Below are 25,376 nucleotides of genomic sequence, written 5' to 3'. Positions count from 1 at the left end.
AGTTGGTAATAGAAAAGGGACAAATCCTATGCAAGGCATGCTATGAAAAGCAAAAAACTAAATTCTGATTCTAGCGAGAAAGAAAAATGCGTCTTGGTATTTTCTCGCATTGTACAGTAGATGAGATCAGAATAGATGATAGTGTTTACGATCTGGCCGGTGGTCCAGCATTTTACTGTAGCCTTGCTGCAAGACAATTCGGATTTGACATCACACTGTGTACAAGATTTGGACATGACTACAAATATGCTGAGATTTTTGAAAAAAACAAAATAAAATTAATTGATGCACAATCGAAAGTGCAGACGACAAAATTTGTCTTGCACATAAACAATGATGAGCGAACGCTCTGGCTCAAAAATGCATGTGATGAGATTCAATATCACAAACTGGACACTGATGGAGTTCTTGTAAGTCCAGTGTTTAGCGAGGTCTCGATGGAAACATTCGCCAAATTAAAAAAGGATACTGACAACCTGTTTCTGGATCCTCAGGGTTTTCTTAGGCGCGTTGATTCTGAAGGTCGAATACATTTTGAAATGACTGAAATTGATCTGAGTGGAATCTCAGTTCTTAAAGCAGATCCAAATGAGGTATACCATCTTACGGGCAAGGAGGGCATTGAGGGCGCACTTGAAATTCACAAAAAAGTAAAGCACGTCCTATACACCAACAAGCGTAATGTCTCAATGCTGTACAAAAACAAGGAATATTCGCTTCAGCTGCCGAACATGGAAATTTATGATACTGTTGGAATAGGGGACATATTTACTGCCACATTCTGCTGCACGCTCTTAAAAGAAAAAGATCCACTATGGGCGCTAAGCTTTGCAGGTGGCGCGGCACAGGCTGCGCTAGAATCAAAGATGGTCGGGCTTGAAAAGATACCGCCAAAGGCTGCAACTGAGGCAAATGGTGCCTATTTTTACAACACTCTAAAATTCAGAGATGTATGATTTTTTTATTGGTGTACACCAGTACAGAGTGTGCATATTGGAATCTCCGGTCTCAATCAATCTGATATTGGAGTAAAGACTATCAAAACTGTACTTGATGACTATGGAATTACATCAAGCTATGTCGGATACAAGCCTAAAAAGGACACTGACTGCATAATTGTGACTGGCGGGGACAGAGGAGTGAGAAATTATTTCCACAAGACGCTGGACCCACAGATACCCATACTCGGAGTCAGCGAATCTGAGGCAAGTGGGTTTCTTGCCCAAATTGATTTGAAGGAATTTTCAGCATATGTTAACAGGATAAAGAAAGGGGATTATCAGATAAGCGAATTCACTCGCCTTGGAGTGAAAATAGATGGCAGGCCGACCTATTCTGTCATCAATGATGTCGCAGTATTTCCATCCAAAAGCGCAATGCTCATGGAACATATACTGAGAGTTAACAGTGAGGAAGTCTGGCATGATAGCTCTGATGGAGTGATTGTCTCAACACCAATAGGCTCATCTGCATATTCAATGTCTGCTGGAGGCCCAATGATATTTCAGGACTCGCCAGTATTTGGAATAGTTTCAGTGAACTCATTGGACATTACCCGAAGGCCTCTCATAGTCTCAGATTCTAGCACTATAGTGATCGATGATATCTCTGCCAGACTTTACTGCGAGGTGGTTTTAGACGGAGTTGATAGGCTCCGGATAAACAATACTCTAGAATGCACAAAATCATCCCCTTCTGCAAGGATAATTAAAATGAAAAAGGACTCTACTGCCGTATCGGCACTAACCAAAAAAGTCAAGCTTGCCGAAGAGCTTCTCAACATGCCTCCAAGCTCAAAGCTGCTTTTGAAGACTCTTGAATACGAGGGCTCGATGACACAAAAGGAGCTTGCACAGAAAACAGTTCTTCCTGACAGAACAGTCCGACTTGCATTGAGGCATCTTTTGGACAAAGGATATGTTAAAAAGAAGATATCGATTCGGGATGCCAGGCAGAAAATCTATGAGATCTCAAAAATAGACTAGGCACTTGATGCTGCCTTGATGAATGCCTCAAATGACTCTTCTGGGAAGCCGGGTCTACTGTTAAATTCTGGGTGAAACTGCACTCCAAAATAGAACCTGTGTGATGGTATTTCCAGCATCTCCATTCGTTTTGAGTTGTCGCTTTCGGCAGAAAACACCATTCCGTTTTTCTCAAACACATCAAGATATTTTGTGTTGATTTCATACCTGTGTCTGTGCCTTCTCATCACCTTGTCTGAATTGTACGTTCTGTGGGCAAGTGTGTTGCTTTTTATGATTATTTCGTGAGCTCCAAGCCTTAATGAGCCGCCCATGTTTGAGATGGTCTTTTGTTCTGGCAGTAAATCGACTACGGGATTTGCAGTGTTTGCGTCAAGCTCTGTAGAATTTGCATCCTTTAGGTCGCATACGTGTCGCCCGAATGCTACTGCCGCCAGCTGAAATCCAAAACATATGCCAAGGTAAGGTATGTTTTTCTCCCTTGCAAAATTGGCAGTTGCTATTATTCCCTCTGCGCCCCTGTTTCCAAATCCCCCTGGCACCAGTATGCCGTCAAATTTTGCCAACTGTTCAGTGTTACCGTTTATGTTTTCTGAGTCAATCCAATCAATTGAGACGGCCTTGCCAATCTTTGCACCTGCGTGCTTTAACGCGTGATTTACACTCACATAGCTATCAGCAAGGGTTACGTATTTGCCTACCATTGCGATTTTCACATCTCCTTTGGCATTCTCAAATGATTTTATAATGGAATTCCACATGTCCCAGTTTGTCGAGGTGTTAACAAGACCTATTTTGCCAAACTTGGTAAATATTGTCTCAACTATTCCCTGATCATACAAAATTTGCGGCACCATGAAGATCGATTTGACATCGTGACATGAAAAAACATCTTTTGTTGTGACATTGGTAAACATGGAAATCTTTTTCTTGGTTGATTCCAACAGCGGTGTTGAGCATCTCACCGCTATCAGGTCTGGCTGGATACCTATTCTGCGCAATTCTTGAACGCTGTGCTGCGTCGGCTTTGTTTTTTGCTCTCCTACGACGTCAAGTGATGGGGCAAGTGTCACATGGACGAACAGCACGTTATGCTGACCGTCCTCAAGTCGCATCTGTCTTAAGGCCTCAAGAAATGGAAGACTTTCAATATCACCTACAGTGCCGCCGCATTCTACCACGAGGACATCAAGCTTTTCATCCTCGGCAATCTTGCGTATACGGCGTTTTATCTCATCGGTTACATGCGGTATTATCTGAACACATGCTCCAAGGTATTCGCCCCTTCTTTCAGCCTCTATTACTGTAGAGTATATCTGGGCTGTAGTTATGTTGTGGTTTTTTGTCAGGTTCTGATTTAGGAATCTTTCATAATTTCCTATATCCATGTCGCATTCGCCTCCGTCGTTTGTGACAAATACCTCTCCATGCGCAATTGGGTTCATGGTACCTGCATCATAGTTCAGATATGGATCTATTTTTACACATGAGACCTTTTGGTTTGATAACTGTAAGAGCTTGGCTATTGACGATGTAACTACACCTTTTCCAAGTCCAGACATAACTCCGCCTGTAACGAAAATGAATTTTGTCTGCACATTTGAGGATAGAATATGGTATTTTTAATTCTTTATTTACAAACTAGATGTCAGGGGTAAATGTTTTAATGCTCTTGAATTTTCTTCAATAGGGTTGATTTTTGAGGGGATATGGCTTACACTTGTAGGTAGCATTGCATCTGCACTTGTCTCTTCAAGCTTTATTCCACAGATCATCAAAGGATACAGAACAAAAAAGCTGGAGGATGTATCATACCTTTTGATGATATTGATTTCTGCCGGCATGTCATTGTGGATAGTCTATGGAATTGAAAAGCAGGACTATGTCATAATAGGTGCAAACGTTACCACCATAGGACTTAACATGTTGTTACTGACATTGAAAATAAAATACTCACACTGACATTTGTGTAGCATGTTTCATATTTTTTGTATATTCTGTGACTGCAGATTGTAGTTTTGCATGAGGTGTTTTCTCAATTATATTTATCAGAGCGCTGCCTACTATTGCCGCATCAGCTCCCTGTCTTTTGTAATTGGATACATCATCTGGCGTGGATATGCCAAAGCCTATTCCTACCGGAACCTTGCCGCTAGCTGCGTTTTTTGTCCTCTTTAACGCCTCGATTGTATATTTTTGAATCTTGTTTTGCACTCCGGTAGTACCAAAGACAGACACTAGATACAAAAATCCTGTAGTCTTGGACACGATTTTACGCAGTCTTGATTGGCTAGTGTTGGGTGATACTAGAAAAATGGTGTCAATGCCGTGTTTTTTTGCAGCCGCATGATATTCTTTTGAGTCTACTGTCATGTCTGGTGTGATGAGTCCGTCAATTCCTGCAGCCTTTGCGGATTTGAAAAATCTGTCGTATCCTTGCCTGTACAGTATGTTAGTATACGTCATAAGAACCAGCGGTATCTGGCTTTCTTTTCTTATCTGTCTTACAAGTGAGAGCATGTGGCTGATTTTAGTTCCCCTCTCAAGTGATGCAGTACTTGCGTTCTGGATTACAGGGCCGTCTGCAAGTGGGTCGGAGAATGGAAAGCCAAGCTCGATAATGTCTGCGCCTCCCTTGATGAGGCCTCTGATTATTGGCATCATGCTTTTTCCGTTTGGGTATCCAACCATGACATACATGATTAGTGCTGTCTCGTTTCTTGATTCTAGTTCTGCAAACTTGGCTTTAATTCTAGAATTGTTTTCTGACATATTCTTCAACTACTTCTACGTCCTTGTCTCCTCTTCCTGAGAGTGTGACAACTATTGTCTCTGATCTTGGTTTTGATTTTGCGATTTTGATGGCGTGTGCAACTGCATGTGCCGATTCTAATGCCGGAATTATGCCTTCAGTTCTTGTCAAAAGTAAGAACGCTTCAATCACTTCCTTGTCTGTTGCACTGGTGTATTTTACGCGCTTGGAGTCTTTGAGGTAAGAGTGTTCCGGGCCGACACCTGGATAGTCAAGACCTGCTGAAATGCTATGTGTCTCTTTTATCTGGCCTTCTTTGTCTTGTAGCAGATATGTCATCATGCCGTGCAGGACTCCCTTTGAGCCTGCGCTAAGTGTTGCAGAGTGATATTCTGTATTGATTCCCTTGCCTGCTGCCTCTACGCCAATTATTTCGGTATCGGTGTCTACTAGCGGATAGAATGTTCCTATGGCATTAGACCCGCCGCCGACGCATGCGATCACTGTATCAGTAGTCTTGCCGATTTTTTTCATCTGTGAGATTATCTCAATACCTATGACTGACTGAAAATCCCTTACCATGACAGGATATGGATGCGGCCCAACGGCGGAGCCAAGCAAATAATATGTGTCTTTGACATTAGTTATCCAGTCTCGTATTGCCTCATTGATTGCATCTTTGAGTGTTTGCGAGCCGCTCCTTACTGCGTGAACCTTACATCCAAGCAGATTCATTCTAAAGACATTCAGCTTTTGGCGTATGGTATCCTTGTAACCCATGTATACTTCGGCCTTCAGACCTAATGCTGCACACGCCATTGCAGTTGCAACACCATGTTGCCCTGCACCAGTCTCTGCAATTATACGGGTTTTTTTCATCCGTTTTGCAAGCAATGCCTGTCCAAGTGTGTTGTTTATTTTGTGGGCCCCACCATGAAGTAGGTCTTCACGCTTTAAGTAGATCTTTGCACCTCCAATCTTTTCTGAGAGGTTTTTTGCATAGTAAAGCGGCGTAGGCCTTCCGGCATACTCAGTAAGATAGTATTTTAACTCTTTTTTGAATGAGGGCTCGTTTTTGTATTTTAGGTAACTTGATTCGAGCTCCTCTATTGCAGGGACTAGAGTTTCTGGAATGTATTTTCCTCCAAATTCGCCAAATTGTCCGTTCTTTGGAAATCTTATTTTCATATTGCGTTAGCCAGCCTCCTTACGCTTTGTTCCACATCCTGGCTTTTCATTATGCTTGAGCCAACAAGAAAGGCATCCGCACCGCATTTTCTTAAAAAGATAATCTCTTCTGGTGTTTCTATGCCGCTTTCTGAGATTACAACTCTGTCTTTTTTGTGGCCTTCAAGTATGTTCTTTGTCACGTTGATGTCTATTTTGAGCGTGTCAAGATTTCTATTGTTGATTCCTATGATGTCAGCGTCCGTTTTAAGTGAGTTTGCAAACTCTTCTTTTGTATGTGATTCTACTAGTACCTTTAGACCTTGTTTGTGGCCATACTCTACAAATTCGTCGATTTCCTTCAAATGGCCAGAGTCAAACAATGATTGTATTAGCAGCATATAGTCCGCTCCTATTCTTTTTGCCGCATCTATTTGGATTTTGTCAACTATGATATCCTTCATGAGCATCGGGATTCTGAGCTGTTTTCTGATCTCCATAAAATACTTTGGCGAACCCTCAAACAAGTAAGGTTGGGTGAGAACTGATAATCCTAGTGCTCCTCCTCTTACCATTGATTTGGCAATCTCTACAGGGTCGCTCATAGAGCGTATCTGTCCTAGCGATGGTGAGGAGAACTTTACTTCGGTAATAAGTGATGCGCGTTTGTTCGCTCTTATGGATTCTATGAGATCGAACGGGGACTGTTGGAGTGACTCTACGATCTCGTACGTTCCATCTGATATTGCTTTGTGTGAGTTTTCCACCAGCCTCTTTAGTGTCCCGCTTATGCTTCCTGCACCTCGCTTATCTTGTCTATGTTCCCGTATTTTGTAACATATTTGACAAAGAACTTGTACGCAGCGCCGCTCTGAAGCGTGTCTCTTGCAATCTCTAGACCTTCGCCAAAGTCTTTTGCAATGTTTCCGACGACAAGGCCTCCTGCGGCATTAAGCATTACAATCTCACTCATTGAACGATTTGCAGTTCCATCAAGTACTGATAAAAAAGCTTTGATCGCCTGCTGCTTTGATGAGATTTGCAGATCAGATAGCGTGGCTCTTTGTAGACCCAGTTGCTGGGGATCAAGCAAAATGTCTGTTATTTTTCCATTTTGTAAAAAACAAATTTTGTTTTTTGCCCCGGTTGAAAGCTCATCCAGTCCGTCGCCAGAGTGCACAGTCATAATGCTTTGTGCATCGCGTCTTTGCAATAAGAATACTATTTTGCGGAGCAGTTCTTCTGAGAAAACGCCGATAAGCTGATTTTTGACGCGTGCCGGATTGCAGAGCGGGCCTAACAGATTGAACGCCGTTCTTGTACCAAGGATTTTGCGCGCAGCTGCCACATGTCTCATGGCAGGATGGAACTTTTGTGCAAACAGAAACGCGATTCTGTCTGATTCTATCATGCTTTTGATTTTTTCTGGATGCGCATTAAGGTCGATTCCAAAATACTCAAAGATATCGGCGCTACCTGAAATACTGGAAACGGAACGATTTCCATGCTTTGCTACATATCCTCCCGATGCTGCAACTACAAACGATGCAGTAGTTGAGATGTTAAATGTGGATAGTCTGTCTCCTCCGGTTCCACACATGTCAATTATCGTGCCGCTACATTTTGGTTCTATGTGAATACAAAGCTCGTCCATCTTGCTTAGCATTGCAAACAACTCATCATTTGTCTCGCCTTTTTTTGCAAGAAATCTGAGAAATTCTGCCTTTTGCTTATCTGGCGTGCCTTCAGTAAGAATATCATTCATTGCTTCCATGGTTTCATCAAGTCCCAGGTCCTGTCCTGATTGAAGCTTGACTATGGTGTCTGTGATCATTTCTTAACCCGCTTGATAAAGTTGGCCAGGATTTTTTTGCCGTCTGTGGTCAGGATTGACTCTGGGTGGAATTGCACTCCTTCGATTGGATATTCTTTGTGAGACACACCCATGACTTCTCCGTCATCTTCTGCCAAGGCGGTGACTCTAAGAGAATCTGGTATGACAGTCTTGTCTCCCACAAGGGAATGATATCTTGTAGCTCGGAATGGATTTTTCACTCCTTCAAAAATAGAGTCTTCAAAATGTTTTATTGGGCTTGTCTTACCATGTCTGACGTTTCCTGCATTGACTACTTTGCCGCCAAATGCATGGATTATCCCCTGATGGCCAAGACATACGCCAAGAATAGGCGTGCTCGGGCCGAGCTTTGTTATCACGTCCGTGCAAATGCCAAAATATTTTTTATCTTCAGGGGTACCGGGGCCGGGAGATATTATGATTGCATCGTATTTGTTTGCAGCTATTTGCTCTATTGTTATCTTGTCATTTCGTATTACTTCTGATTCAACGCCAAGCTCACCTAGAATTTGGGCTATATTGTACACAAAAGAATCGTAATTGTCTATTATAAGAAATTTCATCGGGTGGCCTCCTTTAGTGCTGCAATCATGGCGCCTGCCTTGTGTTCGGTCTCTATGAATTCACCATGGGGCGTAGAGTCTGTTACTATGCCTGCGCCACTTTGAATGAATCCGTTTTTGCCATCGATGAATATGCTTCTTATGGCAATTGCAAAATCGCAACAACCGTTATTTGAAAAGTAACCGACTGCTCCTGCATACTGTTCCCTGATGTCTGGCTCCAGCTCATTAATTATCTCCATTGCCCTTACCTTTGGAGCCCCTGTGACGGTGCCTGCTGGAAAGACTGCCTCAAAGGCGGTGAACATGTCTTGGTTGTCTGCAAGCGTGCCTATTACATGCGTGACCATATGCTGCACATGCGAGAAACGCTTGACTACCATAAGCTCTGCTACGCGTACGCTGCCATATTTGCAGACTCTTCCTATGTCGTTTCTTCCAAGGTCTACTAACATCGTGTGTTCTGCAATCTCTTTTTCATCGTTTAGCAGTTCTTCTTGTAACTGTGTATTTTTTTTCTCATCATCAGTTATTTTTCTTGTACCAGCTATTGGAAATGTTTCTACTTCCTTACCAGTTACACGCACAAGCATCTCTGGTGAGCATCCGATGTATGTTTTATGACCGAATTTGATATGATACATGTATGGCGATGGGTTAAGCGCCCGCAGTTCCTTATAGATGCGAAGAGCATCACCAGAAAGTGTAAAGCTGAACCTTCTTGAGAGAACGACTTGGAATATGTCGCCATCATGTATGTATTTTTTTGCCCGCATGACAATATCTGAGAAATTTTGCTCGTCCATGTTGGCAGAAATATCGGAAAGTGTTATGCTGCCAAATGTCTTCTCTGACATTTTTATTTTTTCTATTCTGTTTTCATCATAATAAAAATACATGGACTTTTTTGTCTTGTTATCGTAAAGGATTCCATCTTGGTATATGCCAAACTCGATTAGAGGTTTGTCATTGTCCTTGATGGGAATTTTCTCGTACATCTTGATTGCATCATAGTTTATCATGCCAACAGCACCACCAAGATACCTGTATGTCATGTTGTCTGTTTTTCTTATGAATTGTTTTAGCTCAGATATAGGATCCGTGGTCGGTATGCTCTTTATGGTTCCGTCCCGGTACTTTAGTACTAGTCTGTCTTGGTATCCTTCTACTGTTATTTCAGGATCAAACCCTATGATTGATGTCTCTGCAAGCTCTTCTGGACCTGTGAGAGATTCAAACAGAAATGTACAAGGATAGTTTTGTTCCAGTCTTGAGTAAATTTCAAACTGCGTTCCAGGTAGACCTAGTTGTATTATTGTTGGTTGAGAGTTTCCAAAGGTGTCCACCCATGAATTTGTTGGACTTTGTGACCTATTTAATAATTTCAACGGGATGGCATTTTAGGATCATGTCAATATTTTTGGTATGATCGGCAAATTTGTGTATTAATTGGGCTTGAATTTTGCAAAAATTACCGTATGGTACGGTACCTTTATATGCGATCTTGCCGTATAATACTACATGAGTCAAATATTGCTTGGCAAACCAAAAGATTGGGTGCTGTATTCAGAGCTACACTTTCCAAAGCTTACCGTTCATCTAAAGAGTCAGGCAAGCGAGGTAGCCTGCAACGTGTGCGGCTCTATCCTAAAAGAAGGAAACGGTCTTGTTGCACGCAGAATAAATGGCAATATTGCCTTTTTATGTTCGCATCATTTGTAGTCAGATATTTACCATGCAGGGCTTGTAATTGCTCCTTGAGCTGCTGATCCGACAAGAGAGGCGTATTTTGCAAGTGCGCCTGATTCATAGTTGGGTTTTCTTGGTTTCCATTCCGCCTTTCTTTTTTCAAACTCTTTTTCTGATATGAGCAGATCTATTTTATTGGTCTCTGTATCTATTGTTATCTCATCGCCGTCTTTTACAAGTGCAATGTTTCCGCCAACAAAAGCCTCGGGTGCCACATGACCTATCATGAATCCTCGCGTTGCACCTGAAAATCTACCGTCTGTTACCATTGCGACTTTTTCGCCTAGTCCCTGTCCAACAAGTGCGGCCGTTACCGCAAGCATTTCTCGCATTCCCGGCCCGCCCTTTGGTCCCTCATATCTTATTACTACGACATCTCCTGGTTTGATCTGATTTTTAGATACTGCCTCAAAGGCATCTTCCTCTCTGTCAAAGACTTTGGCGTTTCCACTGAATTTGGTAATTTTAACCCCAGACATTTTTACCACTGCGCCATCGGGTGCAAGTGTGCCCTTGAGTATTACTGCAGTTCCTGCTTTGTATAGCGGTGAGTCAAGCGGTTTTACAATATTGCTGTTAGGTTGCGGCGGAATTGTGATTGAATCAAGGTTCTGCTTCATAGTCTTTCCTGTCACAGTAATTGTGTTCTCATGAAGTAGCTTTCTGTCCAAAAGTTTTTTGAGCATGAGCGGTACTCCCCCGACCTTGTCAAGATCATTCATAACATACATTCCTCCAGGTTTGAGGTCTGCTATGTGTGGCACTCGTTTTCTTACACGCTCAAAATCATCATATGTTAGTTTGACTCTTGCTTCATGCGATATTGCTAAAAGATGCAAAATGGCATTAGTGGAACCTCCAATTGCATTGAGTATTGTTATCGCATTCTCAAATGCTTCAAACGTGAGTATATCTCTTGGCTTTATTCCAAGCTCTAGCAGCTTTGCTGCAGCAACTCCTGTATCATACACCATTTTATCACGCCTCTCATCTTCTGCAGGAGGACTAGCGCTTCCAGGAAGCGAGATTCCCAGTGCTTCTGAGATTGATGCCATAGTGTTTGCAGTGAACATTCCTCCGCAAGAACCCGCAGATGGGCACGCATAGTTTTCAATATTTTTTAATGCCTCAAGTGTTATCTGTCCTGAATCATATGCACCGACTGCCTCGTACACGTCCTGAACGGTAAGCTGTTTACCATTGTAAAATCCTGGCATTATCGTTCCTCCGTACACGAACACCGAGGGAAGATTCAGTCGTGCCATTGCCATCATGGTTCCAGGCAAACTCTTATCACATCCTGCGATGCCGACAAGGCCGTCGTATTGGTGTGCCCTCACCATCAGCTCAATAGAATCTGCAATTACCTCTCTGCTAATTAGTGATGATTTCATTCCCTCGTGTCCCATCGCTATGCCATCGCTTACGGCGATTGTGCTAAACTCACGCGGAGTGGCGCCAGCATCGTGCACACCCTCTTTTGCCTTTTGTGCTAATCTGCCAAGATGAATATTGCACGGAGTGGCCTCGTTGCCAGTATGTGATACTCCTATGAACGGCCTGTCAAGGTCTGTATCTGTAAGGCCCATTGCCTTGTACATTGCTCTGTGCGGCGCACGAGCAGTTCCGGTTACAACATTTCTGCTAGATATCTCAGTACTCAATATCTTGTGTTCAGACATGCACAATATTAGATTTTACCTGATTCTTATGGTAGAGTTTATCTTCTGATTACCTGTGCGTCAAGCTCTCTTAGCTGATCGTCAATTTCTTCTTGACTTTGGTTTCCATAGGAGATGAGAATCCTATCATCTTCTTGAATGACATAGTCTGTTATGCTGTCTACTTTTTTGTGGTTGATATAGAACTTTAGAGAATAATCTTCATCAGTGCAGAATGTGTGCTCTGGCTTTCTGTCAGGGAAGACAAAACACTCATCGCTAAGGCCTACCTTTATTGTCTCAAAGAGAAATCCTAGTGGCACCCCAGTAGCATGTCTGTGGATGGTATCTCCGTCCTGTCCTTCAAAGTGTATGAATGCGTTCTTTACTTGAAAGTCGGGACGCGAAAAGTCAAACTTGTCGCCATGAATTCTAACAAGTATTGATGCGTGCTGGTGGTCGTCTCCAAGCTTGCCAAAGCCTTGCGTGGTAGTTGATTTTTCGATAAAGTGCAATGATGCATATCCTACAATGGCTGCAACAACAATTAAGACGCCAATGCCGATGAGCGTGTTCTTGCGTTTTTGCTTTGTCTGCCTGTCTGCAAAGCTCTCGCGTTTTTCATTGGCCTCCTTTTTCTCTTTGTTGTTTTTTCCCATAAAACATACATCCTAAAAAATTAGCCCTAATTAATCAATCGGACGTGATCCTTTCGATGAAAAACGATAGCATAATAAATTAAATCCGACCAACTCAGTTGTGAGCTGTATTTTTTGTGACATAGTTGAAGGAAAACGCGAAGGCTATTTCATATATGAGGACGAGAATCACGTGGCTTTTCTTGACAAATATCCAATAGACAAAGGCCATGCTCTTGTAGTTACAAAAAAACATTATGAGAGAATAACTGACATGGACGAAAAAAGTGTCGGCATGCTCTTCTCTCAGATTCCAAAGATAACTCGAGCAATAATGAATACGACAAACGCAGACGCATTCAGCTTGGCACAAAACAACGGACGAGCTGCAAAACAAATAATCCCGCATGTGCATGTGCATATAATTCCCCGCTACAACGATACTGGCTCGATGTGGACAAAGCGTACCATTCCAACATCAGATGATCTGAAATCTCTGGCCGAGCAGATACGTGCAAAACTAGCGGCCTGAGCCTAACAATCTTGTTATGTCATCTAGAGCGTCTTCTATCTTGGCTGATTTGACGCCTGCCTTTTTTAGCTCTTCTCGAAGAATTTCCAGCGGATCGCCTTCTGAGTGCTGATTTCTCAGGATTTGTTCTTTTAGTCTGTCTATTTGGGTTGATTTTCTTTCAAGCTCGTCTTTTGTTTTCTGTACAATTAGTTCTTGGTATAACAGTTTTTCCTTTGTTTTTTCATACTCCTCCTCTAATCGGTGGATTAGCATTTCTGCCTCCTTTCTTGTAAGTGGCCTCAGACGCCTGTCGGTTTTTTCAGCATCCATGGCAGCATGCAGTCTTGGATATGTACAATCTCTCAAGCAGTTTTTGTAAACGACAGATGTGTACATGTCGTCCTGTTATCCCTGCGTGTCCTCTCATGTATGCTGTTTGCATTTCTGCGATTTTATCTGGATGCTGTTTATGCGAACACACATGTTTGTTTGAAACAAAAAAACTAGTCTTAAAAGATTCTTTGCTGGTTTTTTACTGTGATGCCATTTGAAATCTTGATTGCAGAAGATAACGAATACACTGCAAGACAGTACAAGCTAGCATTGGAAAAACGCAATCACAAGGTCACGATAACAAAGGATGGCGTGGAATGCGTTGATTACTATCTCAATGAGGCAAAATATGACGAGTTTTTCAGAAAAAGTAAGGCTCCTCCGTTTGATATTGTGCTGCTTGATCATGATATGCCAAGAAAGACAGGTGCGGATGCAGCACGCGAAATACTGGAGATGCGTCCCACGCAGAGACTGATATTTCTATCCGCATATGGCAACGGAATAATTCAAAAGCTAAAGGATCTTAGAGATGATACCGTACAGATTGTTCAAAAACCGTTCTCACTCAGCTTTCTTATCAAGAAAATAGAAGGAGCCAGCATACGCAATAGAGTAATCAACAAAGTTCAGGAAGGGATACCGATGACTGCATCACAAGACAGTGCTGCAATACGATAAAGTCAAGGTATGCTGAGCCTGCCGCCAATTTTTGCCTCAAGCTCTGCTTTTTCCTGTGCTATTACCTCTAACATTCTTTCCTCAGATTGCTCCGTCTTTTTTATACTTTCTTGCTGGGCTTTTTGCAATGCAGACTCTTCGATAAATGGCAGTCCAACAAAAGATGCGACAAACACTATCATGGCTATGCCAGAGATGATGGCAACTCTTGTCTTGGTAGCTGACTTCATTTCAAGACATACTGTGTCTATTGAAAATTAACTGCATGATGATCGTTTCATGCAAACAATTTCTGATTATTACTGGTTGGGATTGTACCTTAAGATGGCGCCTATTTTGCCAAGGCTGCTTAGCATTGCTCCATATTCTGAGGCACCTGATATGACCTCGACCTTTGTGCCGACAGGAGTTGCAATCAGGGAGATGTAATCTACGATATCTTGTGATACTGCCTCTTGGTCCATGCTCTTGCAAGCAGGACATGGCTTGTTGAGCATCTCAGTCTGTCTTGGGATGAGCTTGGGACGCTCGATTATTTCCTCTTGTACATTCTGACATCGCTTGCATTTTACTTCCAGTCGATAAAGATTTGTATCATCGGTTATCAGTAGTGTATCAACTACGTTATTTTTGAGCAGTTGTAATATGTCTGCCATTCCATACACCCCAAGGCCTGAACGGGCGTTTATCTCCCGGAAAAGCTTCTCTACCAGCTTTTTCTCCTCAGATAATCGGAAATCGGACAAGACGTCTTGAGCTTTTAAGAAAGCCTCACGTATTCCCTCAGCACCAGAATATGACGTATCAAGAGTGGCAATCACCATGTTCTGCAATCTGTATTCAAGATAGTTTGATTTCAAAAAATCTTCCTTTGTGGGACCGGGTCCTGACACTATGAGCCCCTTTATTGGATAAATGTCGATGAAAAACTCTTTTGTGACCTCGGCTACTCTGTTGTAATAGTAACTAAGCTCCATCTCTCTGAGCCGCTCAAATCTTCTTGCCGACTGGCCTCCTTGCCTGTGTTTTCCTGCAACGCCTGAGCTGGTCTCACGGAGTACTTCGATTTTATCACCATGCAGCAGGCCCCATCCTGCATCCTTTGTATCTATTGCCAGAAAACCAATTAGGTTGTCGTCTTTTAGCATGTCTTTTAGTATATCTACATGAAAGTGATCATCGCATCTATACAGGAATGTGGAAAGATCCTTTGGGGGCTCTATCTCCCAGACCTTGATTACCTCGCTGCCTATTGGGCCTCCTCCTTCCGGCGGCAGTGCACCACAGAATATTACAAGGCCATGCTCTGGTGTGTTCTTGTATAGCTTTAACCTTTGCTGGACCCTTGAGAGAGCGTCCACCACATGCGACCTTGTCAGATCTGATTTTATATTATCTGCAGTTCCTTGCTCCTCACGTAGGTTGTTTATGACCATGTGGAGCTGCTTGCCTTTTGGTATGTATACTGAGATAAGCTCAGTACCCCTGCCCGAAATACGTGATAGCTCATCAAGAGTTTTCTTTATCTTGTAGATTTTCACAGAGTCTTGCTTTTCAATATTGATCTTGCCCATCACCTGAGCCTTGAGAGGCTCAATATTAAGAAGTTTGGCTATAACGTTTCCAAATTGGAATTTAATTTCGCTCCAAAGTACCGCACTAGTCATTAATATAGCAAGTTTTGTTGCAGCGTGGACGAACAGATACCATACTGCATACCAATAACTGACTATCCAAAGATGCTCAGATACAGACTGACTGCCAGGGGATTCTATCACATCGAGGATCTGGTATCGGAGATTTATCTTGAGGAAAGGCCTGCTTCGATGTACAAGCTTGTAACGCTAGGCATACTGCTCCGAGTCAACATGTGCCAGACAATGAACATGGAAAATGAGAGCCTGTACAAGGACGTCTCAAAAAAGGCTTCGCGATTTGGCGGTGTTGAGCCGCAGTATCTTGCTCAATGTATAAAATCGCTTACGATGCGGGGGTTCTTGGAGTCAAATCCAAAATATGATAAAAATATTGCCCTTGAGATGCGCAAGATTATCTAAAGACCATCAAGTGTCTTTCTAAACACGTCGATTGGCTGGTTTCCAGTTATTTTGATAATTCTATCTCCGCTGATTATAAGAAATGATGGAGTTGCGTTGATTCCAAGCTTTTCGCCAAGATCGTATGTTTGAAGCACTTGCTCTCTGTATTTTGACGAATCAAGACAAGAATCAAACTGTTCCATCTGCAGGTCTACTGATTTGGCAAATTCTCTAAGAGAATCTTTTGTAACCCAGCCTGTGTTCTCGCCGTTCCAGTTCTTGTATATCTCATCGTGGTATTCCCAGAATTTGTTTTGGTCCTTGGCGCAGTGTGATGCCTCGGCGGCAAGAACTGATGCGGGGCCGTTCAGGGCAAAGTCCTGAAACACCAAGTTGACTTTCCCTGCTTGGATATATTCCTCCTTTATGGTCTCAAGGCTTGAGCTATGAAATTTCATACAATAAGTACATTGATAGTCTCCGAATTCTACGATTGTGACTGGTGCAAACGAGTTTCCAAGTATTGGCGAGCCGTTTCGGATTATCTCGTTTTTTGTAAATCCGACCGTATCATCATTCTGATTTCCAAAATAAGATGACGCAAAGATGCCTGCTACTATTCCTATTACCACAGGAATTGCAATTAGATGGTATTTTACCACAGATTATCGAAATTTCACAGTTTCAAATAGTTTGCTATCTGGTATGAGTTGCCATTGTCCATAAAGCAGAGTTTTTTGCAGAGATTTCTGCTACAAAAGGCTCGTTTGCAGATGTTATTATTATCATATCCTCATTCTCGGGCTTTAGAAAATTACATAATGTCTTTTTTGTGTTCTTATCGTTCAGCAGGCAGTCAGCAGTATCATTTGGAAACGTAAATCTGCCATCACGGAAAATTATCGTTGTGGCGCCTGTAGCCCCATACATTATAGCAAAATCTCTTTGTTCGGTTCCGGATTTTGTTGCAAACGCATATTTTTTTAGCAGTATTGCATGGTTGAACTTTCCTATAGATATTGAGCATTTTTTGATTTCGCACTCTGCAGGTATGTTGTCAAGAAGGTTTTTCATAAATCTCCTTCCCTTCTGGGTCAAGAACGTTCCGGACTTTGTAGAGTCTGCCATACCTTCTTTTTTCAAGTGCAAGATCATTGTTTTTACTGCGCCCTCGCCCATGTACAGGCTGGTACAAAATGATGCCCTGCTAACGTAAGGTTCGTAATAGAGCATCTGGAGCGCCTTGAAGACATGCGGCATTGAGAAGGTGAGAATTTTGCTTGATCCTTTTCTTGAAATGATATTTTGCAAAATCTGTATTTGTTGTCTTGAGTTCATTTTATTAAATATTGGATGATTCATCCAAGAATTTAAATACATTCATCTGGACACGATTTGCATGTCTATCTCAAAAGAGATTGCAGTTTCAAAGACATCTGTTCCAAAATTGGCGCTGCTTGCACTAGCTGCAGTGTTTGCATTTGGAATGTTCGTAGTCGGCTATGACCAAGGTCATCTGTTTAGCATTGCTTTCGGCGACCAGGCATATGCTGACATGTACATACACGAGCTCACACATGACATGAGACATGCCGCAGGATTTCCCTGTCACTAGCTGATCTGTCATGAAAACGTCTCTTTTTATCGCCATAGTGCTTTTGGCTGGATGCACTGCAGGCATCATCCATGGCCTTGTGAATTTGGCAATTGTTGAGCCTTATCTTGACACTGCAATAGGAATTGAGAATGAGCATCTGTTTGCCACAGGGGAGGCAGAAAATACGGCAGAATTTCAGGCAGAGTATGCCGCATACAGGATATGGCAGAAAGGCGGCCAGTTGCTGGCAGGTGCCATACTAGGTACATCAATTGGTGCATTATTTGGGATAGTTTTCGGTTTTTCACGTAAAGTTTTGCCAGGTACAGGTTTTATCAAAAAATCGTTGTTCTTGGCAGCAATAATGTGGGCCACACTGTATGTCATACCATTGCTCAAATATCCGGCAAATCCACCAACTGTGGGAGACCCCGAAACAATAGTGCTAAGGCAGGCACTCTATCTTGGATTCATAGCAATCTCTGGCTTTGGCGCTCTTGGGTTTTACCAAATCTATAAGAGGATAAATAAAAAGTTCCTAGCGTTTGTAGGGTATGCGGCACTAGTCTCTGCAGCCTTTGTAATAATGCCTGCAAATCCTGACCCTGTTACTGCCCCAGAGGATTTGGTTAACGGGTTTAGAATAACTTCGGCAGTAGCAGTTTCTGCATTCTGGCTTTCTGTCGGCGTCATACTAGGCGCATTGTGGCAAAAACTGCAACCTGATCGTATTCCGCAGTCAAAATTTAGCAACTAATTCCTTGTTTTCTCTTCTCATTCTATAAAACAAGAATAATAACATTTTATTTAAACGGCAATCTAACATCACTGACAGTTGAGCCGAAAGTTTACCCTACCCCAACTTAAAAAATATGACGTAACACAAAAAGTCATAGAGGCTCTAGCAGACGCTGAATCCAGGACGATCCTGTTTTCTTTGATAAAACAGGGTCGGACTGCAGCCGAAATTGCAGACAAATACAAGATACCGCTAAGCTCAGTTTACAAAAAGCTTGCAGACCTTGAGGATTTAACACTAATACATGTGGAAAGATGGATGATATCAGAGAAGGGAAGAAAGTTCAAGGTGTACAGAAGTAGGATAAGTAAGGCCGACATTAGCATAAAAAAACCAGAGCCAATACTGGTTCTTGCACCGAACAGCATGTGATTTTGTTTATATGAGAAAAAATACCATCTTTCAACTCAGCCAGTACGATGTAACTCAGCAAATAATTGAGACGTTATCAAACATTTATTCACGTTCCGTTCTGTTTTCAATTATTAACTCGGCAAAAGATGCGCAAACAATCTCTGATGATCAGAACATGGCAATTTCCACAGTATACAAAATACTGACGAATTTGGAGAATCTAACATTGGTATATGTTGACAAATATGAAATTTCACCGGCAGGGAAAAAGATTAAGTTTTACAAAAGCAGGATTAAGAAAGCAGAGATTGTGCTAGGAGGTATGACTCCTGTATTAAAGCTGCAATCAAACTAGATACCGTTCTATGATTTTGGAATGGATTTCTGTTTTAAATAATCAGATTTGTCATACCACAGACATTGATATCTCGTTTAGCGCTTGCAATTTTGTTTGCAACTGTGTTGTTAATTGATAATGTGTATGCACAAGACGCACCATTAGCTGATGCTGCAGGAAAGGTAACTGGCATAGGATTAGATCTCACAAAATCCAGTATTATGGATGGTAATATGCACTATGCAAAGATATACTCAAAATTTACAGCTGATTATTACGGTAGGCAGCTGGGCCAAATAAGAAACTCAGATTTTGAACATGTCGATGATTTACATATTCTAATTCTTGATCTGCATTCCAAAATAGAACAAGATGCAAAACGGGACGAAATTCTTTCTGATATCATGATTGCTAAATCATATCTTGAAAAAGCTCCAGTTTCTGGGCAACTGCCTCTTGTGATATCTATCATGCTTTCTACAGCTGATGAGGTGTATCAAGCGTCTATTGAAAATGATGCGTATTACAATCTTGCGGAATCCTTAGTAGACAAGAGCATGAATTTGTTTTCTGATGTAGATATGTTTGATCAAAGACAACAGAGTGAAATCAACTCGTTTTTTTCTGATTTAAAAGCACAGATGTCTGAAAGGAAGGACTTTGTATCTGTTGGCAAGCTAATAACCACAATTCAACGTGATCTGACAGGAACGGACACCGTATCCTCCGATTCCTCGACTCTATACAATACGATTAGGTATCTATACGAAGAGTCGCTGGCAGAAATTAAGCAGGGTAATTATGCAAGAGCGGAAGAATATGTCATATCAGCGTATCTTGATAATTTTGAATACCTTGAGGCAGACATCGAATCCGTTGACACGGAACTCTTACACAAAATGGAAATCAACATGCGTGAGGATCTCAGAAACATGGTAAAACAAAAGAGATCATACGAGGAGATTCGTGATTTCATCAATGATCCCATACTTGTGGATTTGGCTAATGCAGAAACGATGGTGGGTAATCTGAACCGTCAGGAAGCAAATATGCCCATCTCTGCAAAAAAAGAGATGTTACCTATGGGTTCTGCAACAGAAAATGAAAAATCTGGAGTTCGAGGAAACATAGATTTTATCCGTGACACTCTTGAGACAATGTTGAGCCAATACAGAGAGAAAAACTATCAAACTGCATTTACCTCGGCTAGAACTGCGTATCTGGATAGCTATGAGCATGTGGAAATCCCGTTGCGCGCAATCGATCCTGATTTTACTTTGGAAGTCGAACTGCAGTTTGCCGAGCTTAGAAACCTTATAAATCAACGTGCACCGTATGAGGATGTCCAGGAGGCCACTGTTGCAGTGAGGCGCAGTCTTGATGAGTCAGAAAGACTTGTGACTGGAACCGGACACTTGGCGCCCACAATCGCATTCACATCCTCATTTGCAGTTGTGTTTCGAGAAGGACTAGAATCAGTACTCGTTCTTGGCGCCATCCTGACGTATTTGGAAGCATCAAGAAACGCAAGATTCAAACCATACGTGTATTATGGCGTGATTTTGGCAATAGGTGCAACCGCCGTAACGTGGCTTGTTGCATCATATGTCATCACGATTTCCGGTGCAAACAGGGAGCTAATCGAGGCAGTTGCTGCCTTGTCTGCAACTGCTGTACTATTCTATGTGAGTTTTTGGATATTAAATAAGATAGAACACAAAAAGTGGATGGAGTTTGTCAAAGCCAAGGTGTGGCAAGCAACCACAACTGGCGGCACCGTAGTGTTTGTCATGTTGGCATTCTTTACCGTATATCGAGAGGGATTTGAGACAGTACTGTTTTATGAGGCAATGTTTGGTTTTGCAAAATATATGGAATTTTATGTTGGAATTGGATTCGTAGCTGGCCTTGCAGTTCTTCTTGGAGTATATTATGTTACAAGAAAACTTGGAAAAAGACTTCCTCTTAAACTTCTCTTTGCACTCACAATGGGAGTTGGCGCATACTTGTCTATCGCATTTTTGGGTAATGCCGTACGGGAATTACAGACATTAGACATTGTTCCATATACGGGCATGCTGGGAACAATTCCACGACTTGATATTAATATGGCAAAGATGACTGGCATTTATCCAACACGTGAGACCTTGATTGCACAGATTGCCTTGCTTGGAGTTTACCTTACTGCATCACTATACGTGTTAGTACTAAGACCAAGAAAAGAGCAAAAAATACTATCGATGCGCAAATCAAGAGGCAAGGCAGATGAGTTCCAAGCGTATTAGAATCGGAATTGATGTTGGAGGCACCTTCACAAAAGCGATTGCACTAGATTTACGAACGGGTAGTATAGTGGCAAAAGCCACAGTTCCGACAACTCATACTGCAAAAAGAGGAGTCTCTGAAGGGATAATAGATGCGTTAGCAAAAATAACAAAATCCGGTATCGATATATCCGATATTGAACTTATCTCGCATAGCACTACCCAGGCAATGAATGCACTTCTTGAGGCAGACACTGCCAAAGTCGGAATAATCGCCATGGGAGTTATGCCTGAAAAGAATACCATAATGAAAAGAACCCGTCTTGATGAAAAAAACTCTAACCACAACATTGCTGTTGAACATGCGTTTTTAGATACTTCACATCTTATTACAGAGTCCGAAGTGCAAAAGACAGTATCTTATCTAAAAAGCAAGGGGGCACAAGTGATTGTCGCCACAGAAGCCTTTGGAGTTGATGATCCGTCAAATGAATTGTTTGTGATGAAAAATGCCGCAAACAGTAATCTTCCATCCACAGCATCGCATGAAATTTCAGGAATATATGGTCTTGAGATAAGGACACTGACTGCGGCAATCAATGCAAGCGTACTGCCAAAAACGTTTGAAGTTGCAAACTTTGTGGAAAGTGCAATTCATGACGCCGGAATCAGAGCACCATTAATGATAATGAAAGGTGACGGAGGAGTGACAAACATGGATGCATTTAGAACAAAACCTATTCTTACCATCCTTTCAGGTCCGGCGGCAAGCGTAGCAGGCGCACTATTATACCTGAAGATAACTAACGGCATCTTTGTCGAAGTAGGTGGAACCAGCACAAACATCTGCATAATAAAAAACGGAAAACCAGAAATCAAGTATGTAACAATTAATGAACATCCTACATGTGTGCGCTCAATGGATGTTAGAGTGCTCGGCGTGGCAGGAGGCAGTATGATACAAGTAAAAGATGGACATATACACAAAGTTGGGCCAAGAAGTGCCTATATTGCGGGCATGCATTATGCATGTTTTGCAGATCCAAACTCCCTCAGCAAAGGCAAAATTGTACTAGTGCGACCAAGGCAAAGTGATAGAGAACCATATGTTGCAATTGAGTGCGAGAATGAGACCTTTGCCATAACCAACACGTGCGCTGCAAATGCACTTGGAATGATAAGCCGGGATGATTATGCATTCGCAAATCAAGAATCGGCAAAAATTGCGATGGAAATGTTAGGGAAGATGTTACATGTTTCAGGAACCGAGGCCGCAATGTCTGTTATTCAGACTGCCTCATTTGAAATTACAAAGACAATTTCAAAAATAATGAAAGAATTCCGACTCGAAAAGGGAAGAACCCAGATAGTTGGCGGAGGGGGCGGTGCGACTGTATTGGTACCTTTTGTTGCAAAACAGATGGGTATGTCTTATAAGCTAGCAGAACACGCCGAAGTCATTTCATCGATAGGAGTGGCATCATCCATGTTACAAGAAGAAATTGAAGTGACAACTGTAAACCCAACACCAAAACAAATCACTGATTTGCATAGGAAGATACACACTGTAATGATAGAGCGCGGGGCAGTTCCTGAATCAATCATAGTCAACAGTGAATTTGTGTCGGAAAAATCACTGCTACGAGTTTCAGCAATAGGAAATGTGGAGCTTGACAGCGCAGATAACGCACGAAATGTATTCACGCAAGAAGATGCAATTACGAGAGCAAGTGAGATATTTGATGCAGATAATGAGAGGATAAAAGAAGCTTTCAAGACGGATCATTATTTTGTATTTGTATCTGAGATCACCGAAAAAAAACTGTTTAACAAAAAAAACAAAACACGAGTACTCGTATTGGATAAATATGGTAGGCAAAGACTTTTTTTGAAAAACGGTAAGGTAATTTCTGGTAAAATGTCGATTGATGAACTGGCAAATATACTTGATGCAAAAAAAGATATTGTCTCACCACAGGTCTACCTGATAAACGACTTAAAATTACTGGATTTTTCTAGCTTAATCTCGGCATCACAGATAATTGATGCAGTAAAGCAAGAAGTACAAGATTTGCAAAACATTGCAATATTAATTGACTTGTAATTTTACTAAAAACAAGTATTCATTCTAAGCTCCTGTTCTACTTGATTAGAAATTACTCCTCATTTATAAAATACGCATAAAAATTGCAAGCATGGTAAGAGTGTTAGCGATTTCAGGTTTAGTTGTTTTACTTACAGCATTGTCCATAATGCAACATGTCGACGCGGATGAAGATGATGCGAAACTGGAATTTGCAGGATACATTGAAGAAACTCTGGGTCACTTTTGGGCACTAGAGAAAAATCTTAATGAAAAGAACGCAGAGCTTGCGCTTGTACATGCAACACATCCGATAGCTGAATTATATGACCTAATGAAACCACATTTGAAGGAAGCGGATATTGCTTTTGATGAAAAAGTACAGAAGACTTTGTTGGAACTGGGCAAAAAAACAGGCTCTGACGTAACTCGTGAAGAAGCACAGGTAGCAATTAATGAGGCAAAATCAATCATTGAGGAGGCAAGGAATTTGGTAATCGGTCCTGAACTTAGCAACAATGTCGTGTTCAAAGCGGGGCTTATGATTGGCTTGCTTGAAACTTCAATTGGTGAATATGAGGAAGCAGTAATGAACAACCAGATTCAAGAAATGGCAGAATTTCAAGATGGTTCTGCATTTGTTTGGAGATCACAGCAGATTTTTAACACTATAAAAGACAATCTTGAAAAACACGATTCTGATGAGATTGAGGCTATGTATGCTGATCTATGGAGTGCATATAATACAAAAGATGACCCAGAACATGTTGCAACGCTTGCCAATGGGATAATCAACGAGGTAGGTGCAGCTACGGGAGCAAAAATAGAAGATGTTGATTTGCTAGTCTACGTTGATAACATAAGGGCATTATTGGCTGAAACTAAAGTAAAGTACGCGGAAGGTGATAAAGATGAAGCACTACGGCTTGCAACAAAGGCATATCTTGATAATTATGAGTTTCTAGAGCCGACTCTTGCAGATATTGATAAAGATCTGATGGAGGAGATCGAGATTATGCTCCGTGAAGACCTCAGAGCTATGATGCGAAACAATGCACCTTCAGAACAAGTAAACCAACATATTGATCTAATATTTGCCAAGATGGACAATGTTGCACAAGTGATTCCGGAATTTGGAGCGCTTGCACTGGTAATACTTACAACAGGAATAATCGGCATGATTGTTCTAATCTCAAAAAGTAAAGGTTTGTTGACATTGAAAATCTAAAAGTTAAACCACCGAGTCTTTTGTCATTATTGTTATATTGTTTTGTAACACGATTTTGAAACAAATTATTAAAACAACATGAGAGTATAGTTAGATAATTTATTACCAGATTTCTGAAAAACGTATTGTCATGAAAAATAAAATCATGCTGAGCAGTTTAATCGGAGCTGTTGCAATAGCCTCGATTGCACTGATTGTAAGCATGTCCGAAACAAAAGAGATCACTGCGGCAGATGCACCGAAAGGGAATGAACAGTACCTGTTCGGTGAGTCAACATATCCAGTAGTAACTTTCAAGTTCAGAGACGCCACTGTCAAACACGACTTTCAGATAATATCTCAAACATCAGGGTTTAACTCTGGTGCTCGTGGCAGCACACCTGAATTCACACTGCAAAAAGTCATAGGTAACACACCGTACCTGCACCAAGCAGTAGATCAAACACACCAATACACTACAAGATCTCTGCAAGACTATCCATATAAGGAATTTGACGTCGTTGTGGACATTGTTCAGTCAGGCAAGACACTACGCACCTTTGAGTATCAGCGATGCGGAATATCAAACTACAAGGTAAATACCGAATTTGACAAGGCGGAAAGCTTTACCGGAAAGGACGGATTCGCTGTGCTTGAGCAATACACCTTTACATGTGCAGGATATATGCCAAAAAATCCTACATATGACGAAATGATGAAACCAAAGTCTCCGTTCTAGACTGGTTTTCCAATCTTTTTTCTTATTTTCGTTTTCTTGGGTATAAAAGATATATTTTT

At 41.6% G+C, this 25,376-nt stretch carries 29 protein-coding genes; 15 read left to right on the top strand and 14 right to left on the bottom strand.

The genetic code is table 11. The features are described from left to right. Nucleotides 1–86: 86 nt before the first annotated feature. Nucleotides 87–956, top strand: coding sequence for a PfkB family carbohydrate kinase (locus NITUZ_RS04400; protein ID WP_048195705.1), 870 nt, complete (start codon nucleotides 87–89; stop codon nucleotides 954–956). 30 nt (nucleotides 957–986) lie between these two features. Continuing rightward, complete coding sequence (locus tag NITUZ_RS04395) at nucleotides 987–1,985, top strand: NAD(+)/NADH kinase (RefSeq protein ID WP_048195703.1); 999 nt, start codon at nucleotides 987–989, stop codon at nucleotides 1,983–1,985. Here the strand turns inward: NITUZ_RS04395 and pyrG are convergent. Beyond that, a complete protein-coding gene (pyrG, locus tag NITUZ_RS04390; RefSeq protein WP_048195701.1) occupies nucleotides 1,982–3,583 on the bottom strand; it encodes a glutamine hydrolyzing CTP synthase in 1,602 nt (533 codons plus the stop codon). The genes NITUZ_RS04395 and pyrG overlap by 4 nt on opposite strands. Before the next feature lie 94 nt (nucleotides 3,584–3,677). Between pyrG and NITUZ_RS04385 the strand changes: the two genes are divergently transcribed. After that, complete coding sequence (locus NITUZ_RS04385) at nucleotides 3,678–3,947, top strand: SemiSWEET family sugar transporter (protein ID WP_048195699.1); 270 nt, start codon at nucleotides 3,678–3,680, stop codon at nucleotides 3,945–3,947. On the opposite strand, the gene trpA is transcribed toward NITUZ_RS04385, so the two are convergent. From trpA to NITUZ_RS04355, 6 genes are read right to left on the bottom strand one after another with little or no spacing between them, the layout of a single operon-like run. After that, nucleotides 3,939–4,757 (bottom strand): tryptophan synthase subunit alpha, encoded by an 819-nt coding sequence (trpA, locus tag NITUZ_RS04380; RefSeq protein WP_048195697.1) that lies wholly within the window; start codon nucleotides 4,755–4,757, stop codon nucleotides 3,939–3,941. The genes NITUZ_RS04385 and trpA overlap by 9 nt on opposite strands. Then, nucleotides 4,738–5,925 carry a tryptophan synthase subunit beta gene (trpB, locus tag NITUZ_RS04375; protein ID WP_048195695.1) on the bottom strand — a complete coding sequence of 396 codons (1,188 nt, stop codon included), beginning with the start codon at nucleotides 5,923–5,925 and terminating at the stop codon, nucleotides 4,738–4,740. The genes trpA and trpB overlap by 20 nt, the downstream gene beginning before the upstream one ends. Beyond that, nucleotides 5,922–6,671, bottom strand: a complete 750-nt coding sequence (locus tag NITUZ_RS04370; protein ID WP_244443808.1) for an indole-3-glycerol-phosphate synthase — start codon at nucleotides 6,669–6,671, stop codon at nucleotides 5,922–5,924. Before NITUZ_RS04370 ends, trpB begins: the two co-directional genes overlap by 4 nt. A 20-nt stretch (nucleotides 6,672–6,691) precedes the next feature. Continuing rightward, a complete protein-coding gene (gene trpD, locus NITUZ_RS04365) occupies nucleotides 6,692–7,738 on the bottom strand; it encodes an anthranilate phosphoribosyltransferase (protein ID WP_048195691.1) in 1,047 nt (348 codons plus the stop codon). Then, nucleotides 7,735–8,322: an anthranilate synthase component II gene (locus NITUZ_RS04360; RefSeq protein WP_048195689.1), complete on the bottom strand. Its 588-nt coding sequence runs from the start codon at nucleotides 8,320–8,322 to the stop codon at nucleotides 7,735–7,737. Before NITUZ_RS04360 ends, trpD begins: the two co-directional genes overlap by 4 nt. Continuing rightward, nucleotides 8,319–9,668, bottom strand: coding sequence for an anthranilate synthase component I family protein (locus NITUZ_RS04355; RefSeq protein WP_048195683.1), 1,350 nt, complete (start codon nucleotides 9,666–9,668; stop codon nucleotides 8,319–8,321). Before NITUZ_RS04355 ends, NITUZ_RS04360 begins: the two co-directional genes overlap by 4 nt. 175 nt (nucleotides 9,669–9,843) lie before the next feature. On the opposite strand from NITUZ_RS04355, the gene NITUZ_RS04350 reads away from it, so the two are divergent. Continuing rightward, nucleotides 9,844–10,044: a hypothetical protein gene (locus tag NITUZ_RS04350; RefSeq protein WP_155991334.1), complete on the top strand. Its 201-nt coding sequence runs from the start codon at nucleotides 9,844–9,846 to the stop codon at nucleotides 10,042–10,044. An 8-nt stretch (nucleotides 10,045–10,052) separates the two neighbouring features. Here the strand turns inward: NITUZ_RS04350 and ilvD are convergent, their stop codons facing one another. Further along, entirely contained in the window at nucleotides 10,053–11,753 is a 1,701-nt protein-coding gene (ilvD, locus tag NITUZ_RS04345; protein ID WP_048195679.1) for a dihydroxy-acid dehydratase, read from the bottom strand. 38 nt (nucleotides 11,754–11,791) lie between these two features. Then, nucleotides 11,792–12,391, bottom strand: coding sequence for a hypothetical protein (locus NITUZ_RS04340; RefSeq protein WP_048195678.1), 600 nt, complete (start codon nucleotides 12,389–12,391; stop codon nucleotides 11,792–11,794). A gap of 100 nt (nucleotides 12,392–12,491) precedes the next feature. Between NITUZ_RS04340 and NITUZ_RS04335 the strand changes: the two genes are divergently transcribed. Beyond that, nucleotides 12,492–12,902, top strand: a complete 411-nt coding sequence (locus NITUZ_RS04335) for an HIT family protein (RefSeq protein WP_048195676.1) — start codon at nucleotides 12,492–12,494, stop codon at nucleotides 12,900–12,902. On the opposite strand, the gene NITUZ_RS04330 is transcribed toward NITUZ_RS04335, so the two are convergent. Then, nucleotides 12,891–13,250, bottom strand: a complete 360-nt coding sequence (locus NITUZ_RS04330) for a magnesium transporter CorA family protein (RefSeq protein WP_048195674.1) — start codon at nucleotides 13,248–13,250, stop codon at nucleotides 12,891–12,893. The genes NITUZ_RS04335 and NITUZ_RS04330 overlap by 12 nt on opposite strands. 174 nt (nucleotides 13,251–13,424) lie before the next feature. Between NITUZ_RS04330 and NITUZ_RS04325 the strand changes: the two genes are divergently transcribed. Next, complete coding sequence (locus NITUZ_RS04325) at nucleotides 13,425–13,898, top strand: response regulator (RefSeq protein ID WP_048195673.1); 474 nt, start codon at nucleotides 13,425–13,427, stop codon at nucleotides 13,896–13,898. Nucleotides 13,899–13,900: 2 nt separating this feature from the next. Here the strand turns inward: NITUZ_RS04325 and NITUZ_RS04320 are convergent, their stop codons facing one another. Together NITUZ_RS04320 and prf1 are read right to left on the bottom strand one after the other, a co-directional pair. After that, nucleotides 13,901–14,128: a hypothetical protein gene (locus tag NITUZ_RS04320; RefSeq protein WP_048195671.1), complete on the bottom strand. Its 228-nt coding sequence runs from the start codon at nucleotides 14,126–14,128 to the stop codon at nucleotides 13,901–13,903. A 69-nt stretch (nucleotides 14,129–14,197) separates the two neighbouring features. Further along, nucleotides 14,198–15,472: a peptide chain release factor aRF-1 gene (gene prf1 / locus NITUZ_RS04315; protein ID WP_048196074.1), complete on the bottom strand. Its 1,275-nt coding sequence runs from the start codon at nucleotides 15,470–15,472 to the stop codon at nucleotides 14,198–14,200. Between the two features lie 117 nt (nucleotides 15,473–15,589). Here prf1 and NITUZ_RS04310 point away from each other — a divergent pair, with 117 nt between their 5' ends. Further along, entirely contained in the window at nucleotides 15,590–15,955 is a 366-nt protein-coding gene (locus tag NITUZ_RS04310; RefSeq protein ID WP_048195669.1) for a hypothetical protein, read from the top strand. On the opposite strand, the gene NITUZ_RS04305 is transcribed toward NITUZ_RS04310, so the two are convergent. Together NITUZ_RS04305 and NITUZ_RS04300 are read right to left on the bottom strand one after the other, a co-directional pair. Further along, nucleotides 15,952–16,599: a DsbA family protein gene (locus NITUZ_RS04305; RefSeq protein ID WP_048195668.1), complete on the bottom strand. Its 648-nt coding sequence runs from the start codon at nucleotides 16,597–16,599 to the stop codon at nucleotides 15,952–15,954. The two genes, NITUZ_RS04310 and NITUZ_RS04305, sit on opposite strands and share 4 nt — an antisense overlap. Before the next feature lie 34 nt (nucleotides 16,600–16,633). After that, on the bottom strand, nucleotides 16,634–17,275 hold the full coding sequence (locus NITUZ_RS04300; RefSeq protein WP_048195666.1) for a DUF4443 domain-containing protein: 642 nt from the start codon (nucleotides 17,273–17,275) through the stop codon (nucleotides 16,634–16,636). A 61-nt stretch (nucleotides 17,276–17,336) separates the two neighbouring features. On the opposite strand from NITUZ_RS04300, the gene NITUZ_RS04295 reads away from it, so the two are divergent. The 8 genes from NITUZ_RS04295 (at nucleotide 17,337) to NITUZ_RS04260 (ending at nucleotide 25,317) form a co-directional block, all read left to right on the top strand. Next, a complete protein-coding gene (locus NITUZ_RS04295) occupies nucleotides 17,337–17,552 on the top strand; it encodes a CbtB domain-containing protein (RefSeq protein ID WP_048195664.1) in 216 nt (71 codons plus the stop codon). 10 nt (nucleotides 17,553–17,562) lie between these two features. Beyond that, complete coding sequence (locus NITUZ_RS04290; RefSeq protein WP_048195661.1) at nucleotides 17,563–18,291, top strand: CbtA family protein; 729 nt, start codon at nucleotides 17,563–17,565, stop codon at nucleotides 18,289–18,291. Nucleotides 18,292–18,369: 78 nt separating this feature from the next. Continuing rightward, on the top strand, nucleotides 18,370–18,705 hold the full coding sequence (locus tag NITUZ_RS04285) for a winged helix-turn-helix domain-containing protein (RefSeq protein ID WP_048195659.1): 336 nt from the start codon (nucleotides 18,370–18,372) through the stop codon (nucleotides 18,703–18,705). Nucleotides 18,706–18,715: 10 nt separating this feature from the next. Beyond that, entirely contained in the window at nucleotides 18,716–19,042 is a 327-nt protein-coding gene (locus tag NITUZ_RS04280) for a hypothetical protein (protein WP_048195657.1), read from the top strand. Nucleotides 19,043–19,107: 65 nt separating this feature from the next. Then, the gene (locus NITUZ_RS04275) at nucleotides 19,108–21,309 is read left to right on the top strand and encodes an FTR1 family iron permease (protein ID WP_244443807.1); all 2,202 of its coding nucleotides are present in this window, start codon (nucleotides 19,108–19,110) and stop codon (nucleotides 21,307–21,309) included. Beyond that, entirely contained in the window at nucleotides 21,290–23,392 is a 2,103-nt protein-coding gene (locus NITUZ_RS04270; RefSeq protein WP_048195650.1) for a hydantoinase/oxoprolinase family protein, read from the top strand. The genes NITUZ_RS04275 and NITUZ_RS04270 overlap by 20 nt, the downstream gene beginning before the upstream one ends. Nucleotides 23,393–23,540: 148 nt before the next feature. Further along, on the top strand, nucleotides 23,541–24,599 hold the full coding sequence (locus NITUZ_RS04265) for a PEFG-CTERM sorting domain-containing protein (protein WP_244443806.1): 1,059 nt from the start codon (nucleotides 23,541–23,543) through the stop codon (nucleotides 24,597–24,599). Between the two features lie 130 nt (nucleotides 24,600–24,729). Beyond that, nucleotides 24,730–25,317 carry a hypothetical protein gene (locus NITUZ_RS04260; RefSeq protein ID WP_048195644.1) on the top strand — a complete coding sequence of 196 codons (588 nt, stop codon included), beginning with the start codon at nucleotides 24,730–24,732 and terminating at the stop codon, nucleotides 25,315–25,317. Nucleotides 25,318–25,376 lie beyond the last annotated feature (59 nt).

The sequence above is a fragment of the Candidatus Nitrosotenuis uzonensis genome, from assembly GCF_000723185.1.
In the GTDB taxonomy this organism is placed as follows: domain Archaea; phylum Thermoproteota; class Nitrososphaeria; order Nitrososphaerales; family Nitrosopumilaceae; genus Nitrosotenuis; species Nitrosotenuis uzonensis.
This window is presented reverse-complemented; position numbering and strand designations above follow the sequence as displayed.

What these genes read in the sequence shown, in the direction of transcription:
- NITUZ_RS04400 (WP_048195705.1), top strand. Translation starts at nt 87, where the DNA reads ATGCGTCTTGGTATTTTCTCGCATTGTACAGTAGATGAGATCAGAATA.
- trpA (WP_048195697.1), bottom strand. Translation starts at nt 4,757, where the DNA reads ATGTCAGAAAACAATTCTAGAATTAAAGCCAAGTTTGCAGAACTAGAA.
- trpB (WP_048195695.1), bottom strand. Translation starts at nt 5,925, where the DNA reads ATGAAAATAAGATTTCCAAAGAACGGACAATTTGGCGAATTTGGAGGA.
- trpD (WP_048195691.1), bottom strand. Translation starts at nt 7,738, where the DNA reads ATGATCACAGACACCATAGTCAAGCTTCAATCAGGACAGGACCTGGGA.
- NITUZ_RS04360 (WP_048195689.1), bottom strand. Translation starts at nt 8,322, where the DNA reads ATGAAATTTCTTATAATAGACAATTACGATTCTTTTGTGTACAATATA.
- NITUZ_RS04350 (WP_155991334.1), top strand. Translation starts at nt 9,844, where the DNA reads ATGAGTCAAATATTGCTTGGCAAACCAAAAGATTGGGTGCTGTATTCA.
- ilvD (WP_048195679.1), bottom strand. Translation starts at nt 11,753, where the DNA reads ATGTCTGAACACAAGATATTGAGTACTGAGATATCTAGCAGAAATGTT.
- NITUZ_RS04340 (WP_048195678.1), bottom strand. Translation starts at nt 12,391, where the DNA reads ATGGGAAAAAACAACAAAGAGAAAAAGGAGGCCAATGAAAAACGCGAG.
- NITUZ_RS04325 (WP_048195673.1), top strand. Translation starts at nt 13,425, where the DNA reads ATGCCATTTGAAATCTTGATTGCAGAAGATAACGAATACACTGCAAGA.
- NITUZ_RS04320 (WP_048195671.1), bottom strand. Translation starts at nt 14,128, where the DNA reads ATGAAGTCAGCTACCAAGACAAGAGTTGCCATCATCTCTGGCATAGCC.
- prf1 (WP_048196074.1), bottom strand. Translation starts at nt 15,472, where the DNA reads ATGGGCAAGATCAATATTGAAAAGCAAGACTCTGTGAAAATCTACAAG.
- NITUZ_RS04300 (WP_048195666.1), bottom strand. Translation starts at nt 17,275, where the DNA reads ATGAACTCAAGACAACAAATACAGATTTTGCAAAATATCATTTCAAGA.
- NITUZ_RS04295 (WP_048195664.1), top strand. Translation starts at nt 17,337, where the DNA reads ATGTCTATCTCAAAAGAGATTGCAGTTTCAAAGACATCTGTTCCAAAA.
- NITUZ_RS04290 (WP_048195661.1), top strand. Translation starts at nt 17,563, where the DNA reads ATGAAAACGTCTCTTTTTATCGCCATAGTGCTTTTGGCTGGATGCACT.
- NITUZ_RS04280 (WP_048195657.1), top strand. Translation starts at nt 18,716, where the DNA reads ATGAGAAAAAATACCATCTTTCAACTCAGCCAGTACGATGTAACTCAG.
- NITUZ_RS04270 (WP_048195650.1), top strand. Translation starts at nt 21,290, where the DNA reads ATGAGTTCCAAGCGTATTAGAATCGGAATTGATGTTGGAGGCACCTTC.
- NITUZ_RS04265 (WP_244443806.1), top strand. Translation starts at nt 23,541, where the DNA reads ATGCAACATGTCGACGCGGATGAAGATGATGCGAAACTGGAATTTGCA.
- NITUZ_RS04260 (WP_048195644.1), top strand. Translation starts at nt 24,730, where the DNA reads ATGAAAAATAAAATCATGCTGAGCAGTTTAATCGGAGCTGTTGCAATA.